At 62.0% G+C, this 16,941-nt stretch carries 17 protein-coding genes and 2 tRNA genes; 5 read left to right on the top strand and 14 right to left on the bottom strand.

Annotated elements, in window-relative coordinates:
• Window positions 1-11: 11 nt before the first annotated feature.
• From F1609_RS35420 to F1609_RS24960, 12 genes are all read right to left on the bottom strand, one after another.
• Window positions 12-473 (bottom strand): T6SS effector amidase Tae4 family protein, encoded by a 462-nt coding sequence (locus F1609_RS35420; RefSeq protein WP_370661676.1) that lies wholly within the window; start codon window positions 471-473, stop codon window positions 12-14.
• Window positions 474-503: 30 nt separating this feature from the next.
• Entirely contained in the window at window positions 504-881 is a 378-nt protein-coding gene (locus F1609_RS25010) for a Rap1a/Tai family immunity protein (RefSeq protein WP_167079364.1), read from the bottom strand.
• Window positions 882-1,237: 356 nt separating this feature from the next.
• Window positions 1,238-1,327, bottom strand: a tRNA-Ser gene (locus F1609_RS25005).
• A 51-nt stretch (window positions 1,328-1,378) separates the two neighbouring features.
• Window positions 1,379-1,468: transfer RNA gene (locus tag F1609_RS25000), tRNA-Ser, on the bottom strand.
• A gap of 65 nt (window positions 1,469-1,533) precedes the next feature.
• Window positions 1,534-2,823, bottom strand: a complete 1,290-nt coding sequence (gene serS, locus F1609_RS24995; protein ID WP_167079363.1) for a serine--tRNA ligase — start codon at window positions 2,821-2,823, stop codon at window positions 1,534-1,536.
• A gap of 287 nt (window positions 2,824-3,110) precedes the next feature.
• Window positions 3,111-3,815, bottom strand: a complete 705-nt coding sequence (locus tag F1609_RS24990; RefSeq protein ID WP_167079362.1) for a DUF3053 family protein — start codon at window positions 3,813-3,815, stop codon at window positions 3,111-3,113.
• 90 nt (window positions 3,816-3,905) lie between these two features.
• A complete protein-coding gene (locus tag F1609_RS24985) occupies window positions 3,906-4,106 on the bottom strand; it encodes a hypothetical protein (RefSeq protein ID WP_167079361.1) in 201 nt (66 codons plus the stop codon).
• 171 nt (window positions 4,107-4,277) lie between these two features.
• A complete protein-coding gene (locus F1609_RS24980; RefSeq protein WP_167079360.1) occupies window positions 4,278-5,579 on the bottom strand; it encodes a replication-associated recombination protein A in 1,302 nt (433 codons plus the stop codon).
• A 101-nt stretch (window positions 5,580-5,680) separates the two neighbouring features.
• Entirely contained in the window at window positions 5,681-6,085 is a 405-nt protein-coding gene (locus tag F1609_RS24975) for a DUF6463 family protein (RefSeq protein ID WP_187363128.1), read from the bottom strand.
• 87 nt (window positions 6,086-6,172) lie between these two features.
• Window positions 6,173-6,772, bottom strand: coding sequence for an energy transducer TonB (locus tag F1609_RS24970; protein WP_167079359.1), 600 nt, complete (start codon window positions 6,770-6,772; stop codon window positions 6,173-6,175).
• 81 nt (window positions 6,773-6,853) lie between these two features.
• Window positions 6,854-7,486, bottom strand: coding sequence for an outer membrane lipoprotein chaperone LolA (lolA, locus tag F1609_RS24965; protein ID WP_167079358.1), 633 nt, complete (start codon window positions 7,484-7,486; stop codon window positions 6,854-6,856).
• Between the two features lie 95 nt (window positions 7,487-7,581).
• Entirely contained in the window at window positions 7,582-10,044 is a 2,463-nt protein-coding gene (locus F1609_RS24960) for a DNA translocase FtsK (RefSeq protein WP_167079357.1), read from the bottom strand.
• Between the two features lie 228 nt (window positions 10,045-10,272).
• Between F1609_RS24960 and trxB the strand changes: the two genes are divergently transcribed.
• From trxB to F1609_RS24945, 3 genes are all read left to right on the top strand, one after another.
• The gene (trxB, locus tag F1609_RS24955; protein ID WP_167079356.1) at window positions 10,273-11,229 is read left to right on the top strand and encodes a thioredoxin-disulfide reductase; all 957 of its coding nucleotides are present in this window, start codon (window positions 10,273-10,275) and stop codon (window positions 11,227-11,229) included.
• Between the two features lie 15 nt (window positions 11,230-11,244).
• The gene (locus tag F1609_RS24950; RefSeq protein ID WP_167079355.1) at window positions 11,245-11,910 is read left to right on the top strand and encodes a Smr/MutS family protein; all 666 of its coding nucleotides are present in this window, start codon (window positions 11,245-11,247) and stop codon (window positions 11,908-11,910) included.
• A 108-nt stretch (window positions 11,911-12,018) separates the two neighbouring features.
• The gene (locus F1609_RS24945) at window positions 12,019-12,627 is read left to right on the top strand and encodes a trimeric intracellular cation channel family protein (protein WP_167079354.1); all 609 of its coding nucleotides are present in this window, start codon (window positions 12,019-12,021) and stop codon (window positions 12,625-12,627) included.
• A gap of 107 nt (window positions 12,628-12,734) precedes the next feature.
• Here F1609_RS24945 and F1609_RS24940 read toward each other — a convergent pair whose 3' ends face one another.
• Complete coding sequence (locus tag F1609_RS24940) at window positions 12,735-13,073, bottom strand: P-II family nitrogen regulator (RefSeq protein ID WP_166882158.1); 339 nt, start codon at window positions 13,071-13,073, stop codon at window positions 12,735-12,737.
• 70 nt (window positions 13,074-13,143) lie between these two features.
• Window positions 13,144-15,213, bottom strand: a complete 2,070-nt coding sequence (locus tag F1609_RS24935; protein ID WP_167079353.1) for an NAD(+) synthase — start codon at window positions 15,211-15,213, stop codon at window positions 13,144-13,146.
• A 149-nt stretch (window positions 15,214-15,362) separates the two neighbouring features.
• On the opposite strand from F1609_RS24935, the gene F1609_RS24930 reads away from it, so the two are divergent.
• Together F1609_RS24930 and F1609_RS24925 are read left to right on the top strand one after the other, a co-directional pair.
• Window positions 15,363-16,502, top strand: a complete 1,140-nt coding sequence (locus tag F1609_RS24930; RefSeq protein WP_167079352.1) for a GNAT family N-acetyltransferase — start codon at window positions 15,363-15,365, stop codon at window positions 16,500-16,502.
• Window positions 16,499-16,882, top strand: a complete 384-nt coding sequence (locus F1609_RS24925; protein ID WP_167079351.1) for a VOC family protein — start codon at window positions 16,499-16,501, stop codon at window positions 16,880-16,882. Before F1609_RS24930 ends, F1609_RS24925 begins: the two co-directional genes overlap by 4 nt.
• Window positions 16,883-16,941 lie beyond the last annotated feature (59 nt).

Here is a 16,941-nt window from a genome sequence, read left to right as displayed (position 1 = left end):
TTGCTCCGCAGCTATTTAATAGGCCAGAACCAGACCGTATTCGAGGACCAGTAGCACGAATTTCCGCAAGTCGGATCTGCGTAATCACCGCCGGGGAAAACGATATCAATGTGTCCCTGGGTGTCGGTGCCTCCAAGCAGTCCGAAGAACGAGATTATTCCGGTCCGGCCACGAACTGCCATCAGGGCGGAGACGCTGGTAGTGTATATCTCTGGCTTGCCCAACACTGTGGGTCTTGCAAGAAAATCTGACAACTTAGCCTGGCCCGGCTGGAATAGTCGTCCCTTATAGCGGCCGGCGTTGACTCTCATGTGCCCCGGAACACGAACGCCTGATGCGATCAACGCAAGGCTAACCCGGACCGCGCAAGTGTTGTCCCAATTAAAGTCTTTCGCCAGTTTTTCGTGCCCAATGGACCCATACAGCTCGTCCTTCGACACATGCGTTTTAGCCGGATAATTAGCACGCAGCATTGCAAATGAAATTTTTATCATCGTTGTCGTCTATTCTTTTTCAGGGCAAGGTAGCAACGGGCGCAGGATCTCAAGAATGAGTGGCGCAGCTGCGCGCTGAAGAGATTCTGCAGAAAGTTTTCGAAGGCCCCAAATCACCTTTTCTTCGATCGTATCAGGCTTATATCGCTTGTTCGGACACCAACCAATTCCAGTAGTGGCGTCGAGCACACCGTCAATATAAGCGTCCGCGATGCGATGATTGTGCTGTTCTCGTGGACTCAACTGGGCGGTATTCAGCGTTCCAGATGGTACGGCGAGCAGATCAACAAGTTGCTGCCCTGTAAGGCGAGTAATATCTTTTGGTGTCTGCGCCAAACAAGGCAATGCGAATGAATACGCAACTAACAATGTGAGAACATATTTCAAAAAAATCTCCATCAGGTGGGCAATCCCGATACTGCGGCAGGATGCTATTATTGTCAACGATAACTTTAAGATAACACGTTATCTGGTGGATTGGTCAGTCAGAACGCACACGCTCCGCCACCTCGACATTACGCACAAGTCGATTTGTTATGCTCTGGAATGAGCTAGTTTGCTTGCTGGGGTGCCTCATGCAGAGGCACGTTTCGTCAGGCAGTGGGACCCGATTGAACAAATTGGCATTAGCCACATTGTGAAACGAATGGAGCCCGTATGCGAATGCACACGGACAAAAGCGCGCCGCCAGCCGGCGACGGACGAAAAAAAAGCTCCCGTTGGGGAGCTGTTTTTCCTGATACTGGCGGAGAGGGTGGGATTCGAACCCACGGATGGGTCGCCCCATCGCTTGATTTCGAGTCAAGTACATTCGACCACTCTGCCACCTCTCCAACTTACTGCAAAAAAAATCCCCTGGCAGTAGGGGATTCCTTCTTTATTCATGGCGGAGAGGGTGGGATTCGAACCCACGGATGGGTCGCCCCATCGCTTGATTTCGAGTCAAGTACATTCGACCACTCTGCCACCTCTCCTTTCTCACATTGCTGCGAGAAGGCAAAATTATAGCCCCCCTCCCAAAAAAAGGGAAGCCCTATTTTCAGGGCTTCAACGCGGCCAAGCCGCCCATGTACGGCCGCAGGACCTCGGGAACGGTCACGCTGCCGTCGGCCTGCTGGTAATTTTCCAGCACCGCCACCAGGGTGCGGCCCACGGCCAGGCCGGAACCGTTGAGCGTGTGCAGCAGTTCCGGCTTGCCGGCCGCGTTGCGGAAGCGTGCCTGCATGCGGCGCGCCTGGAACGCTTCGCAGTTCGACAGTGACGAAATCTCGCGGTAGGTGTTCTGCGCCGGCAGCCACACTTCCAGATCGTAGGTCTTGGTCGCGCCAAAACCCATGTCGCCGGTGCACAGCGACATCACGCGGTACGGCAGGCCCAGGCCTTTGAGAATGACTTCGGCGTGGCCGACCATGTCTTCCAGCACGTCGTAGGAGGTGTCGGGATGGACCACCTGCACCAGTTCAACCTTGTCGAACTGGTGCTGGCGGATCATGCCGCGCGTGTCGCGCCCGGCACTGCCCGCTTCCGAACGGAAGCATGGCGTGTGCGCCGTCATCTTGATCGGCAAGGTGTCGATGGCGACGATCTCGTCGCGCACGGTGTTGGTCAGCGATACTTCCGAGGTCGGGATCAGGTAGAAGGTTTCGCCCTCGCCTTCCGCGCCGCCCTTTTTGACCGAGAACAGGTCGGCTTCGAACTTCGGCAACTGGCCGGTGCCGCGCAGCGAATCGGCGTTGACCAGGTACGGGGTATAGCATTCGGTGTAGCCGTGCTCGCCGGTGTGGGTGTCGAGCATGTACTGGGCCAGCGCGCGGTGCAGGCGCGCGATGCCGCCCTTCATCACCGAAAAGCGCGAGCCGGTCAGTTTCACGGCCGTCACCAGATCGAGACCGAGTGCGCTGCCGACGTCGACGTGGTCGCGCACCTCGAAGTCGAACACGGGCGGCGTGCCGACCTTGCGCACTTCGACGTTGCCGGCTTCGTCCTCGCCGACCGGAACGGACGCATGCGGCAGATTCGGCACCGCTTCCATGAACACGGCCAGCTTGGCCTGCACTTCGCCGAGCGCGATTTCGTTGGCCTTGAGCTCGTCGCCCAGGCCGGCGACGTCCGCCATCACGGCCGAGGTATCTTCGCCCTTGCCCTTGAGCATGCCGATCTGCTTCGACAGCGAGTTGCGCTTGCTTTGCAAGTCTTCGGTACGCGTTTGGATCGCCTTGCGTTCGGCTTCGAGTGCGGTGAAGCCGGCCACGTCGAGCTGGAACTTGCGCGTCGCCAGGCGGGCGGCGACGTTGTCGATATCTTTACGGAGAAGTTGAATGTCTATCATTGTCGGAAGTGCCGGTATGTGGAGGGCGGAGCGATGCCGTCGCCGGCATCGCTGGTCCCTGAGAGCCGCGCGGGCGGATGTTCCCGCGCGCGGCTCAAGCAAAATAAAAGCTTCGTGACGAAGCCGGTTTCACAACGCTCAAATCAAGGCGATGCACTTGATGAGGCGGCCAGGCGGCAGGCCCAGGCCTGCACAACGCGCACTGGCCGGTTGTTCAATGAACAGTTTAACCGATTCCCTGCACAATGGCACCTTGTCGGCGCCGTGCCCGGGGACCGCGCAAGGGCTTACTTACCGGAGACCAGGGCGTTGAGCTTGCGCTGCGACGCCGCCACCTTCTCGTTGCCGGCGTTCAGTTCCTTCATCAGCACATTCATTTCATCGAGCACTTTTTGATCGTCGACTTCGGCAACGGCGCCGTTGAGCCTGATCTTGTCCTTATGCAGATCCAGGAACGCGGTCAGTTTTTCCGCGCTGTCGATCATGCCCTCCAGCGCCACCAGCATGTCCTTGATGCCATTGCCCGGATCCGAGACCGTACGCGCATAGGCGTTGTCGTAGACGGTTTTCAGGTCGTCGGGCTGCTTGAGCGCCACGCGCTTGACGCCGGCGGCGGCTTGCTCGGTATCGATAGTGTTACGCATTTGCACGCTGGTCTTGCGCAGGGTAACCATATTGGCGCGCCACGCCGGCAGGTCGGCCATGGTGCGCGGCATGCGCATGCCGGTGATGTCGCGCAAGGGCTTCTGGACCTTGGCATCGAGCGCCTTGTTGTAATCGGTGATGACGGCAAAATGCTTGCTGTACTCGCCGAAGGATTTTTCCTCGTCCGGGGTCAGCTTGGGCAAGTGCACGCCGGGCTTGTCGACAATGCGCGTTTGCAGGAAGGTGATGAAGGCCGCGCGCTCTTTAGGCTCGGAACTGCAACCGGCGATCGCAAGGGCCAGCAGGCCGCCCAGCATCCACAACAGGGAACGTTGCGAAAATTTCATGACTGTTTGCATTAATGACTCCTATGATAAGACTTTTATCATAGTGCAAAAATGCAAATTTGGCATCAGTAAATTGACGCCGCCGCTTGATTACTGTTGTGCGACTTTCTCGGCGGCGCTCAGGCGCTTGGCGCTGACCACGACCACGGTCATGTTGCTGTCGGCCACTGCCGAGGCGCTGGCCGGCGCGGCATTAGCGCGCACCGGAACGTCGGCCGTGGCGTAGGCGGCAAACGTAACCATGACGCTGGCGGCAAGGAAAACGGCTTCGAGGTTTTTGCGGACTTTCATCATCTTCTCCGGTGGGTCAGGCGAGTTGGTATGGTGTGACTTTACCCACTCGCCCCCTGCCCTTCCAGCGGCTTGCGATGAAGTGCCGGAAAGCCGGGACAGGAGGCACGAATTCGCGACGGCCTGTAAGCGGATGCAAGAAGGCCCGCCGTTGCGGGCCCTTCGCCGTCCTCAGTCGCCGGCGTCGGCGTCGAGCCCGCGCAGCCACGCGAGTTTTTCGGCGATCTTCGCTTCGATCCCGCGCGGCACCGGCTCGTACCAGCGCGGCTCGACCATGCCGTCGGGCAGATAGGTTTCGCCGGCTGCGTACGCATTCGGTTCGTCATGCGCGTAGCGGTACTCGTGGCCGTAGCCGAGCTCCTTCATCAGCTTGGTGGGTGCATTGCGCAGATGCACCGGCACCTCGCGCGACTTGTCCTTTTTGACGAACGCCACCGCCCGGTTGTAGGCGTTGTAGCCGGCGTTGCTCTTGGCCGCGATGGCCAGGTAAATGACGGCCTGGCCGAGCGCCAGTTCGCCCTCCGGCGAGCCCAGCCGTTCGTAGGTGGCGGCGGCATCGTTGGCGATCTGGATCGCGCGCGGGTCGGCAATGCCGATGTCTTCCCACGCCATGCGCACGATGCGGCGCAGCAGGTATTGCGGATCGGCGCCGCCGTCGAGCATGCGGCACAGCCAGTACAGCGCCGCGTCCGGGTGCGAGCCGCGCACCGATTTATGCAGCGCCGAAATCTGGTCGTAGAAATTGTCGCCGCCCTTGTCGAAGCGGCGCGAGTTGAGCGTGAGCGCATTGTCGACGAACTCGCCGGTGATGTGCGTCAGGCCCGACGTTTCGGCCGAGGTCTTGGTCTGTTCGAGCAGGTTGAGGAAGCGGCGCGCATCGCCATCGGCATAGCCGATCAGGGTGGCGATGGCGACCTCGTCGAACGTCAGGTGGCCCAGCACCTTGTCCTGGGCGCGCTTGAGCAACTGCAGCAGTTCGGCGTCGGTCAGGGCCTTGAGCACGTACACCTGGGCGCGCGAGAGCAGCGCCGAATTGACCTCGAACGAGGGGTTTTCGGTGGTGGCGCCGATCAGCGTCACCAGGCCGGACTCGACAAAAGGCAGCAAGGCATCCTGCTGCGACTTGTTGAAGCGGTGAATCTCGTCGATGAACAGGATGGTGTGCTTGCCGGTGGCCAGGTGATGCTCGGCCTGCTCGATGGCGGCGCGGATATCTTTCACGCCAGACAGCACGGCCGACAGGGCGATGAATTCGCAGCCGAAGGCGTTGGCCGTCAGGCGCGCCAGGGTGGTCTTGCCGACCCCGGGCGGGCCCCATAAAATCATCGAATGCGGCTTGCCCGACCTGAACACCAGGCGCAGGGGCTTGCCCTCGCCCAGCAAATGGCTCTGGCCGATGACCTCGTCAATCGTTGCCGGACGCAGCGCTTCAGCGAGGGGCGCGGCAGGTTCGGTCTTGAACAAATCGTCCATGCGGAGTCTTCATGAATAGGAAGCGCGTAGTCTAGCGCATGGCGCGAATCGGCGTTCAAGATAAGACCCGCGCCGCGCGCGACAGTTCCCGTGCGATGCGATTATCTTGGCACACCCGGCCCGGTAACGATGTTTTGCATGGCGCCGCCAGCCATGTCTACCTCGGTCTTGCGCCGTAGAATGGCGAACGCGGGCGGGAAAACCAGCCAGAAACCCGAGTCCGGCATCAGCAGCACTCCCAGCGCGGCCAGTCCGAGCAAGCCCCAACCGAACGACTTGGGCAGCGCCACGCCGGCTTTCTCGAGCGCATGCAGCAGCACCGCCATCAGCGCCAGCAAGAGGCCGAACAGGAAGAACCAGGTGGTCGCGGCCAAGGTCATGTTCTTGACTGTGTTAAACAGGCCGCCACGCAGCATTTCCAGCATAGGCGGTCCCATGACGACGAACGCAAACGCAGTATGCAGTAGTGCAACGCCTATCAACCAACGGCTGATCCAGTGCTTCATGATGCTCTCCCGATGATCCGGCCCGGAGTGGTCCGGCAGCCGATCATATATCGGGAAAATCAATATTGCCAGATATGCATGCCAACTTTATTTACCGGGAGCCGCCAGCAGCACGCGCCCGTACACCGCATCGGTCTTCGGTCCCGGCACGTTGGCGGCGACGAAACGGCAGCTCTGCACGTACTGCCTGATCTGCTCGGCCAGCTCGTTGTCGGTGATCCGACCTTCGAGGCGGATGTTGAACGGCTCGCCACGGCCATTGGTCAGGAAGCGCACCAGTACGCCATCGCTGGACGTCGGGGTGCGGTCGAGCGGCACGAAGCCGTGCAACTGGGCCGATGGCGCGCAGCTGTCGGCACGCAACTGGGGCCGCGCCGACGGTCCGCCGGCGGTGGCCCAGACGTAGTCGAGCGTGCGCACGGCGGTCTCGCGTGGCTGCGCAGCATCCGTTTTCAGCTTGCAGGCTTGCAAACCGCGCACGGCGGCGGCGTCCAGGATCGGCCAGCCGCTGCCTTTGCGCACCTTGACATCGGCGATGCGCCACTCCTTGATCCGGTAGTCGAGCACGGTCGTGCCCTCCAGGTCGTAGCGCTTGGCCTCGGGCGGCCAGTCGGGCCGGGTGCAGGCCGAGGGCAAGCGTTCAGTGTCGGACGGCGGCATGCGCGTTTGCGCCAGGGCGGGAGCCATCGTGGTGCCAGTCAACAAAGTCACAGCCAGTACGGTACCGATTGCTCTTGAATTCAAGTGAGCTCCACGAGGGAAGATGGATCAGTTATTGACGACGTCGGCACCTTTGGGAATGACGAATTTGAACTGGGTCGCCGTCAGGGGCGGGTTTTTCTCGAACTTCTTGAATGCGAGCACCGAGGTCTGGCCGAAGGCGTCGCGCAGTTCCATCGCTTCGGGCGTGCCGTTGCGCAAACCGATACTGATCTGCTCGAACTGCGAATCCTTGCCCTTGGGCGCGGCATTGAGCCACTCCAGGCCGTCACGCGTACCGGCTTCGGTCAGGGTGAAGTTCTTTTCCAGCTCGTTGCTGCCGAACAAGATCGCGGCTGGCGAGGAACCCAGGGCGTCACCGAGTTTTTTGGTGGTGACCTGGTTCAGGTCGTTGTCGTAGATATACAGCTGCTCGCCATCGGCCTGCAACAGTTGCTCGTACGGTTTGACGTAGGTCCAGATGAACTTGCCGGGACGGGCGAACACGAAGGTGCCGGACGATGGCGCCGCTACTTTGGCGGAGTCGGCCTTTTTCACCTGGCGCTGGGTAAATTCCCCGCGCGCGGCCTTGGTGCCGGCGACGAAGGATTTGAATTGTTCGAGGGCGCTGGCGTGGGCCATGCCGGCGCAGGCCAGGCTCAGGGCCAGCACGGCCGTGGTTTTATTCAGTAAAAATTGCATAGTGTCCTTAAGTATGGGCCGCGTGGGCAAAGAAGAGGTCGGCAGCCGCTCATCCTGTAACGGACGAGCGGCCAAGCCGGTGCACAGGCGACGGATTATTCTGCGCTGGCGGCCGGCACCAGAATGTCGCGGTTGCCATTCGATTGCATTGGAGAAACAACACCGCTGTTTTCCATCTGCTCCAGCAAGCGTGCCGCGCGGTTGTAGCCGATGCGCAAGTGACGCTGCACCAGCGAGATCGAGGCGCGCCGGTTCTTGAGCACCACCTGCACCGCCTGGTCGTACATCGGATCGGCCTCGCCGCCCGCCTCGCCGGACGCGCCGCCTTCCGCGCCGCCCTCGCCTTCGAGCGTGCCGCCTTCGAGAATGCCTTCAATATAGTTCGGCTCGCCCGACAGCTTGAGGTGGGCCACCACGCGGTGAACTTCTTCGTCGGACACAAACGCGCCGTGCACCCGCACCGGCAAACCGGTTCCCGGCGGCATGTACAGCATGTCGCCCATGCCCAGCAGCGCTTCGGCGCCCATCTGGTCGAGAATGGTGCGCGAGTCGATCTTGGACGAGACCTGGAACGCGATCCGGGTCGGAATATTTGCCTTGATCAGGCCGGTAATCACGTCCACCGACGGCCGCTGCGTCGCCAGGATCAGGTGCAAGCCGGCCGCACGGGCCTTCTGCGCGATACGGGCAATCAATTCCTCGACCTTTTTGCCGACGACCATCATCAGGTCGGCCAGCTCGTCGATGATGATGACGATGGTCGGCAGTTTTTCCAGCGGCTCCGGCGAATCCGGCGTGATGCTGAACGGATTCGGAATATGTTCCTCGCGCTTGGCCGCCTCGGCGATCTTGGCGTTGTAGCCGGCCAGGTTACGCACGCCCAGCTTGCTCATGAGCTTGTAACGGCGCTCCATCTCGTTCACCGCCCAGTTCAGCGCATGGCCGGCCTGGCGCATGTCGGTCACCACGGGCGCCAGCAAGTGCGGAATGCCTTCGTACACCGACATCTCCAGCATCTTCGGATCGATCAGGATCATGCGCACGTCGGCCGGGTCGGACTTGTACAGCAGCGACAGGATGGTCGCGTTGATGCCCACCGATTTACCGGAACCGGTGGTGCCGGCTACCAGCAAGTGAGGCATCTTGGCCAGGTCGGCAATGACCGCCTTGCCGGCAATATCCTTGCCCAGCGCCACCGTCAACTGCGAGGTGCTGTCGTTATAGATCTTGGAGCCGACGATTTCGGTCAGGCGCACGATCTGGCGTTTGGGATTTGGCAATTCCAAGGCCATGTAATTCTTGCCGGGAATCGTTTCGACCACGCGGATCGAGGTCAGCGACAGCGAGCGCGCCAGATCGCGCGCCAGGCCGACGATCTGGCTGCCCTTCACGCCCGTGGCCGGTTCGATTTCGTAGCGCGTCACCACCGGACCCGGATACGCCGCCACCACCTTGGCATCGACGCCGAAGTCGGACAATTTCTTTTCGATCAGGCGGCTGGTGAACTCCAGCGTTTCCACCGACACCGTTTCCTGCACTTCCGGCGCATCGTCGAGCAGCGACAGCGGCGGCAGCGACGAGTCGCCCGGCAAGTCGCGGAACAGCGGCGCCTGGCGTTCGGCCGGCTTCTCGATCTTGACGGTGCTGGCAACCGGCCGCGACGCGGCTTGCGACGCTTGCGCCGCTTGTGAAGGTTGCGCAGCTTGCGCCGGATGCTCGACCGGCTTGTCGAGCTGCTTTTCTTTCAGTGCGCGTTCGGACTGGACCACTTCCATCACCTGCGGTTCGATCCTGACCGGCGCGGCCACATGCTTGGCGCGCTCGTGCACCACCACTTCATCGCGCTTGACGGCCGCCACTTCACCCTGCTTGCGGTCTTCGCGGTCCTGGTAGCGCAGGCGGAACCACTCGATGGCGTTTTCGATCGCGCCGCCGATGCGCTCGGCCACGCCCATCCACGAGACGTGGAAGAACAGGCTGAAACCCAGTCCGAACAAGAGCAGCAGCAGCAAGGTGGCGCCGGTGAAGCCGAACGCCGAATGGGCCGCATGGCCGATCAGCTGGCCCAGCACCCCGCCGGGCGCGCGCGGCAATTGCACCGCCAGCGACCACATGCGCAAAAATTCCAGGCCCAGGCTGCCGATCAACAAGACCGCAAAGCCGAGCCAGCGAATCACCGCCTCCTGCTGGTGCTCGGGATCGTCTTCTGTTTCCAGTACGAATTTTTGATTGAGCGAGCGATACCCCTTCCAGAGGATGCGCAGGAAACAGATGCACCACCACCACGCCGAGAAGCCGAAAATAAACAGCAGCAAATCGGCCAGATAGGCGCCCGCGCGCCCGCCCAGGTTGCTCACCTGCGATACCTGCACCTCGTGCGACCAGCCCGGATCCCCCTTGTTATAGGTGAGCAGGATCATCACGAAATACAGGAACACCACGGCCAGCGCGATCCAGCGCGCTTCGGACAGCAGGCGCACCACGCGGTTCGGCAAGGGTTGCCGGGTGACTGGCTTTCGGGTGTAACTGGCGTTGGAAGGTTGGCTTGTCTTTGGCATTCTTTTGTTTCTTTTGTTGCTTACAGTACTGCCGCAATGATGCGACAGGTAGGACGATGTTGACGATGCGCTCATTCTAAGCCATCCAGCGGGCATCGGGCCCATGATTCATGCTAGGGCGCATCATGGACTATAATCGAGGGTGCGCAATTGAATTCCCGCGCCACTTGATCTGACCGCAATCGACCCCAGTTTCTCTTCATACACATTTCGATTAAAGCCCGCCCCATGACCACTACCAAACACGCCAAAGTTCTGATTCTCGGCTCCGGCCCAGCCGGCTACAGCGCAGCCGTTTACGCCGCGCGCGCCAACCTGCAGCCGATGCTCGTCACGGGCGTGGAACAAGGCGGCCAGCTGATGACCACCACCGACGTCGAAAACTGGCCCGGCGACCCGATGGGCGTGCAAGGCCCGGACCTCATGCAGCGCCTGCTGCAACACGCTGAGCGCTTTAACACCGACATCGTGTTTGACCACATTCACACCACAAAGTTGAATGAAAAGCCGATGCGTTTGATCGGCGACAGCCATGAGTACACCTGCGACGCCCTGATCATCGCCACCGGCGCCTCGGCCCAGTACCTCGGCCTGGAGTCGGAAACCGCGTTCATGGGCAAGGGCGTCTCGGCCTGCGCCACCTGCGACGGTTTCTTCTACCGCAACCAGGAAGTCGCGGTCGTGGGCGGCGGCAACACCGCGGTCGAAGAAGCGCTGTACCTGTCGAACATCGCCAACAAGGTCACGATCATCCACCGCCGCGACAAATTCCGCGCCGAACCGATCCTGATCGACCGCCTCAACGCCAAGGCGGCCGAAGGCAAGATCGTGATCAAGTACAACCACACCCTGGAAGAAGTCACTGGCAACGACAGCGGCGTGACCGGCGTGAACATCAAGTCGACCGTCGACGGCGCGATCACCCCATTGGCGGTGCACGGCCTGTTCGTGGCGATCGGCCACAAGCCGAACACGGCCATCTTCGAAGGCCAGCTCGACATGCACAACGGCTACATCAAGACCCGCACCGGTCTCGAAGGCATGGCCACCGCCACCAACATCCCGGGCGTATTTGCCGCCGGCGACGTGCAGGATCACATCTATCGCCAGGCGATCACCAGTTCCGGCACCGGTTGCATGGCGGCGCTCGACGCCCAGCGCTATCTGGAAAGCCTGAACGACTAATAGGTAAACAAGACGATGCCGATGAAAGACTTTTCCGATCTGAAATCCTTGCGTGAACAGCTCAAGGGCCAGGATGAAGCGCGTGCGCGCGAAAAAGCCGAGCGCGAAGAACGGGAGCGGGTGGCCGTGCAAGAGGCCAACCTGTTCAACAGCGCCATCGGCGGCGTCAAGAAGATGCCCGAGTCGAACCGCTTCGTACCCAACGCCCCGCCCGGCGTCAATCTCAAGATCAAGCCGGCCAAGGTGTTCCGCAGCCAGGCCGAGGATGACGCGGCGGTGCTGCGCGAATCGCTCTCGGACCAGTTCGAGGTCGATCACCTGCTCGAAGACGACCCCAGCCTGAGTTTTTCGCGCGCCGGGATCGGTCCGGACGTGGTGCGCAAGCTGCGCAAGGGCTACTGGCCGGTGCAGGACGAGCTCGACCTGCACGGCTTGCGCCGCGATGGCGCGCGCGAGGCCATCGGCGAGTTCCTGCACAAGGCCGGCAAACGCAAGCTGCGCTGCGTCTGCGTAATCCACGGCAAGGGCCTCGGCTCGGCCGGCGGCGAGCCGGTGCTGCGCTCGATGGTGCACAGCTGGCTCGAGCAGAAAGATGAAGTGATTGCCTTTTGCGCCGCCAACGTGGACGGGCGCAGCCACGGCGCCCTGATTGTCCTGCTCAAATCGGCCATCGGCACCTGATTCGATAGCCCGCATGCGCCCGGTATCTTGCCGGGCGCACCTCTTGCACTGTCCATCATGCCGGGCGCATGTTAGGCTAGCAATATTCGCCACAGTACAGTGCACCGTATGACCCTCATTACGCTCATCGAAATCATGGCGATCCTTGTTGGCGCTTTCTCCGGCTTCATTGAAGCGCGGCGCAAGCGCATGGATCTGGTCGGCGTATTCACCGTGGCCTTCATCACCGCGTTCGGCGGCGGCACCCTGCGCGACATCCTGCTCGACCGGCGCCCGCTGTTCTGGGTCACGCACCAGGAATACGCGATTCTCATTTTTGTCCTCGCGCTCATGGCCGCGCCCCTGATCCGCACCTTGCGCCAGATCGTGTCGGAACGCCTCATCGTAGTGGCCGACGCCGTGGGGCTGGGATTGTTCTCGATCGCCGGCGTGGCCTCGGCGCTGGAAGCGCACATGCCGATTTTCATCGCCTCGATGATGGGCGTGATTACCGGGATTTTTGGTGGGGTACTGCGCGATATTGTCTGCAACGAAGTGCCGATGGTGTTCCGCGACGGGAAACCTTACGCCATTTGCGCGTTTATCGGCAGCTGGATGTATTTGATAATGAAAAAATTCGGGGCCGATCCCGACCTGGCGCTGTGGACGAGTGCGACGACGATCAGCGCGCTGCGGCTGCTGACGTGGAAATTCGACATGCGCATGGGGCGCTCTTAGCTTTTGCATACCGAGTCCTGCCTGACCGCAGCCACCTCGGATTCCGGTTAAACAACATTGCAAAACCGGGGTCTGTCCCCGGTTTTGCAACTAGTTGCCGAGTGAAATTAAACCGCTTCCGGCCCCGTTTCGCCGGTACGAATCCGTATCACCTGCTCCACATCCTGCACGAAAATCTTGCCGTCGCCGATCTTGCCGGTACGCGCCGCCTTGATGATGGCGTCCACCACCTGGTCGGCCATGGCGTCGTCCACTACCACTTCAATCTTGACCTTCGGCAGGAAATCGACCACGTACTCGGCGCCACGGTACAGCTCGGTGTGGCCCTTCTGGCGGCCGAAACCCTTGACTTCGGTGACCGTCAGGCCAGTCACGTTCACGTCGGCCAGCGCTTCGCGCACTTCGTCCAGCTTGAACGGTTTGATCACACAAGTAATTTGTTTCATGGCTACTCCTCAATGGTTGTTCGTCATGCGATAGATTGACTGTTGCCGCTATTGTAAACGACCGACTGTTCTATTTCCCGACTTCATCCGGAATCCTTGCCAGATCGGCTTGCCACACGACCGCCTCGGCGTCGCTCGGGGCGCGCCAGTCGCCGCGCGGCGAGAGCGATCCGCCATTGCCGACCTTCGGCCCGTTGGGCACGCACGAGCGCTTGAACTGGCTGATCTTGAAGAAGCGGTACACGAAGGTGCCCAGGTGCTTTTTGATGTCCGCCAGCGCATACTGGTTGCGGCTGGCGTGCACGGCGTCCGGCCATGCGCCCTGCTCGCGGTCCTTCCAGGCCGACCACGCCAAAAACGCCACCTTCGACGGCGCAAAGCCATAACGCAGGATGTAATACAGGTTGAAATCCTGCAGCTCGTACGGTCCGATCGAACTCTCCGTGCTCTGCGCCGGCTTGTCTTCGCCCGCCTTGCCCGGCACCAGTTCGGGGCTGATGTCGGTCGCCAGCACCTGCAGCAGCACGTCCGAGCCGTGGGTACCGATCACGCCCGACTCGGCCACCCAGCGCACCAGGTGGCTGATGAGCGTCTTGGGCACGCTGGCGTTGACGTTGTAGTGCGACATATGGTCGCCCACGCCGTACGTACACCAGCCCAGCGCCAGCTCGCTCAGGTCGCCCGTGCCGATCACGATCCCGTTATGGAAATTCGCCAGCCGGAACAGATGGCTGGTGCGCTCGCCCGCCTGCACGTTTTCGAACGTGATGTCGTAAGTCTCCTGCCCTTGCGCATACGGATGGCCCAAATCCTTGAGCATCTGGATGCAGCTCGGACGAATGTCGATCTCGTGCGCCTCGCAGCCAACCGCCTCCATCAGCGCACGCGCCTGGCGCAGGGTGCGCTCGCTGGTGGCAAACCCCGGCATCGTGTAAGCGAGGATATTCGTGCGCGGCAGCTTCAGGCGATCCATCGCCTTGGCGCACACCAGCAGCGCGTGGGTCGAATCGAGCCCGCCCGAGACGCCAATGACGACTTTTTTCATGCCGCTCTGGGACAATCGCTGCACCAGCGCCTGCACCTGGATGTGATACACCTCGGTGCAGCGCTCGTCGCGACGTTGCGGGTCCGAAGGCACGTACGGAAAGCGCTCGACCGCGCGGTTCAAGGCCAGCGTTTTGCCGCCGCCCGGCGCGCCGCCCAGGGAAAAGCGCACCACGCGGAACGCCGCCACCTGCTGCGCATGGTGACGTACCTGCTGCGCGAAGGTGGTGGTGTGCATGCGCTCGCGCGAGAGGCGCTCCAGGTCGACGTCGCCGTAAATGATGTGCGAGTCGTCCTGGAAGCGCTCGGCCTCGGCCAGCAGATCGCCTTTTTCGTAGATCAGGGTCTGGCCGTCCCACGCCATGTCGGTCGACGATTCGCCGTTCCCGGCCGAGGTGTACAGATACGCCGCCAGGCAGCGCGCCGACTGCTGCGACACCAGCTGGTGCCGGTAGCCGCTTTTACCGACCAACACGTTCGACGCCGACAGGTTGACCAGCACCGTGGCCCCGGCCAGCGCCGCGAACGACGATGGCGGAATCGGCACCCACACATCTTCGCAGATCTCCACATGGAAGCGCAGCAGCGCGATGCCCTCGACTTCGAACAGCAGGCCGGCGCCGAACGGCACGTCCTGCCCCAGCAGGCTGACCTGGCTGCACGGCGCGCTGTCGGCGGGGCTGAACTGGCGCGCTTCGTAAAACTCGCCGTAGTTCGGCAGATAGCTTTTCGGGACCACGCCGAGGATTCTCCCGCCGGCGACCACCACGCCGCAGTTGAACAACTGATGCCCGACCCGCAGCGGCAGCCCGACCACCAGCGCCAGCGGCAGGTGCGCGGTCGCATCGATGACCGTGCGCAGGCTGGCCTCGCAGGCGTCCAGCAGCGCCCCCTGGTGAAACAGGTCGTCGCAGCTGTAGGCCGACAAGCCCAGCTCCGGGAACGCCACCAGCGCCGCGCCCTGCCGCGCAGCCGCTTCGGCCAGCGCGATGGTCTGGGCCGCGTTGAAGACTGGATCGGCGATCTTGCAGCGTGGCGTGGCCACCGCGACCCGGGCGAAGCCGTGCGAATAGAGGTTGAAGAAGTCGTTCTGCATGCAGTGTCTTTCGTAGGGTGGCGGCGCGCGCGGCAGGGCATCCGACCGCTTCGGGCCTCCTTACGCTAATGTGCGTAGAATGCAATGGACCGACCCGAACCTCAGCCGGCGTCGCCCGCCAAAATAATGGAATAGCCGATTCGACAAGAATGAATTATCGCACGCATATCGTATCCTCTCTTTCCGAGATCGGCCAGCCGGCCTGGGACGCCCTGGCGTCATCCCAGCCATCGGCCAATCCCTTCCTCTCGTTCGCCTTTCTCGACGCCCTGCACGAATCGGGCAGCGCCTGCGCGGACACCGGCTGGCAGCCCCAGTTCCTGGCGCTGTACGACGGCGCCGAACTGGTCGCCGCCATGCCGCTGTATGTCAAGATGCACTCGTACGGCGAGTACGTGTTCGACTGGGCCTGGGCCGACGCCTACCAGCGCAACGGGGTCGATTACTACCCCAAGCTGCTGTCGGCGATTCCGTTCACGCCGGTGACCGGGCCGCGCCTGCTGGCGCGCGACGCCGACGCCAGGGGCGCGCTGCTGGCGGCGCTGGTATCGACCCAGAAAGCATCCGATGTCTCGTCGACCCATATCCTGTACCCACCCGAAGACCAGGTCAAGCAGCTGGAGGCGGCCGGCTTCATGCTCCGGAGCGGCGTGCAGTTCCATTGGCTCAACGCCGGCTACACGGACTTTGACGGCTTCCTGGCCACGCTGGAGCAAAAGAAGCGCAAGAACATCCGCGCCGAGCGGCGCAAGGTGCGCGACGCCGGGGTGACGCTGCGGCGCGTGCGCGGGCTTGATGCGCTTGATGCCGACTGGCGCCTGTTCAACCGCTGCTACCAGCGCACCTACCAGGCGCACCGCTCCTCGCCGTATCTGAACCTGGATTTCTTCCAGCGCATCGGGCGCAGCATGCCGGAGAATATTTTGCTGGTGATCGCCGAACGCGAAGGCCGCCCGGTCGCCGCCTCGCTCGTGATCCACAGCGCCGACACCCTGTTCGGCCGCTACTGGGGCGAACTCGAACACGTGCCCTGCCTGCATTTCGAAACGGCCTACTACCAGCCGCTCGAATTCTGCATCGAGCAAAAGATCGGCGTGTTCGAAGGCGGAGCACAGGGCGAACACAAGATGGCGCGCGGCTTCCTGCCGACCCGCACCTGGTCGGCCCACTGGCTGGCGCACCCGGCGTTTTCGGATGCGATCGAGCGTTTTTTAGAGCGCGAAAGCGGCGGCATCGACGAGTACATCGATGAACTGAGCGACCGCAATCCCTTCAAGGACCCCACATGATCTCGCACGTGTTCATCGGCGTGACCGACTTTGCGCGCGCGGTCGACTTTTACGCGGCATTGATGGCGCAACTCGGCCTGACGCTCAAGTTCAGCGATCCGGCCAAACCGTGGGCCGGCTGGATGCAGCCCGGCCACCCGCGCCCCCTGCTCCTGGTCGGCGCCCCGTTCGCCGGCCCGCACGGCGCCGGCAACGGCCAGATGACAGCCCTGCTGGCGCCGTCGCGCGCGGCGGTCGACAGCGCCCATGCCACCGCCCTCGCCCACGGCGCGGTCTGCGAAGGGGCGCCGGGACTGCGTCCGGAATATCATGCAAGCTATTACGGCGCGTACTTCCGCGATCCTGATGGCAACAAACTATGCGTCTGCTGCCACGATTGAATCAATTTAGCGGTGCCATCGACAAATAGGGGCCATAATCGACTGTGTAGCTACTTCGA

The organism is Massilia aquatica, assembly GCF_011682045.1.
In the GTDB taxonomy this organism is placed as follows: Bacteria; Pseudomonadota; Gammaproteobacteria; order Burkholderiales; family Burkholderiaceae_D; genus Telluria_A; species Telluria_A aquatica.
The sequence above is the reverse complement of the archived record's forward strand: the minus strand, read 5'-3'. Positions and strand labels throughout refer to the sequence as shown.

Excerpts from the sequence above, each read along its gene's own strand:
- F1609_RS35420 (WP_370661676.1), bottom strand. The coding sequence starts at position 473 with ATGCTGCGTGCTAATTATCCGGCTAAAACGCATGTGTCGAAGGACGAG.
- serS (WP_167079363.1), bottom strand. The coding sequence starts at position 2,823 with ATGATAGACATTCAACTTCTCCGTAAAGATATCGACAACGTCGCCGCC.
- F1609_RS24990 (WP_167079362.1), bottom strand. The coding sequence starts at position 3,815 with ATGAAATTTTCGCAACGTTCCCTGTTGTGGATGCTGGGCGGCCTGCTG.
- F1609_RS24985 (WP_167079361.1), bottom strand. The coding sequence starts at position 4,106 with ATGAAAGTCCGCAAAAACCTCGAAGCCGTTTTCCTTGCCGCCAGCGTC.
- F1609_RS24980 (WP_167079360.1), bottom strand. The coding sequence starts at position 5,579 with ATGGACGATTTGTTCAAGACCGAACCTGCCGCGCCCCTCGCTGAAGCG.
- F1609_RS24975 (WP_187363128.1), bottom strand. The coding sequence starts at position 6,085 with ATGAAGCACTGGATCAGCCGTTGGTTGATAGGCGTTGCACTACTGCAT.
- F1609_RS24970 (WP_167079359.1), bottom strand. The coding sequence starts at position 6,772 with ATGGCTCCCGCCCTGGCGCAAACGCGCATGCCGCCGTCCGACACTGAA.
- lolA (WP_167079358.1), bottom strand. The coding sequence starts at position 7,486 with ATGCAATTTTTACTGAATAAAACCACGGCCGTGCTGGCCCTGAGCCTG.
- F1609_RS24960 (WP_167079357.1), bottom strand. The coding sequence starts at position 10,044 with ATGCCAAAGACAAGCCAACCTTCCAACGCCAGTTACACCCGAAAGCCA.
- trxB (WP_167079356.1), top strand. The coding sequence starts at position 10,273 with ATGACCACTACCAAACACGCCAAAGTTCTGATTCTCGGCTCCGGCCCA.
- F1609_RS24950 (WP_167079355.1), top strand. The coding sequence starts at position 11,245 with ATGCCGATGAAAGACTTTTCCGATCTGAAATCCTTGCGTGAACAGCTC.
- F1609_RS24945 (WP_167079354.1), top strand. The coding sequence starts at position 12,019 with ATGACCCTCATTACGCTCATCGAAATCATGGCGATCCTTGTTGGCGCT.
- F1609_RS24940 (WP_166882158.1), bottom strand. The coding sequence starts at position 13,073 with ATGAAACAAATTACTTGTGTGATCAAACCGTTCAAGCTGGACGAAGTG.
- F1609_RS24935 (WP_167079353.1), bottom strand. The coding sequence starts at position 15,213 with ATGCAGAACGACTTCTTCAACCTCTATTCGCACGGCTTCGCCCGGGTC.
- F1609_RS24930 (WP_167079352.1), top strand. The coding sequence starts at position 15,363 with ATGAATTATCGCACGCATATCGTATCCTCTCTTTCCGAGATCGGCCAG.
- F1609_RS24925 (WP_167079351.1), top strand. The coding sequence starts at position 16,499 with ATGATCTCGCACGTGTTCATCGGCGTGACCGACTTTGCGCGCGCGGTC.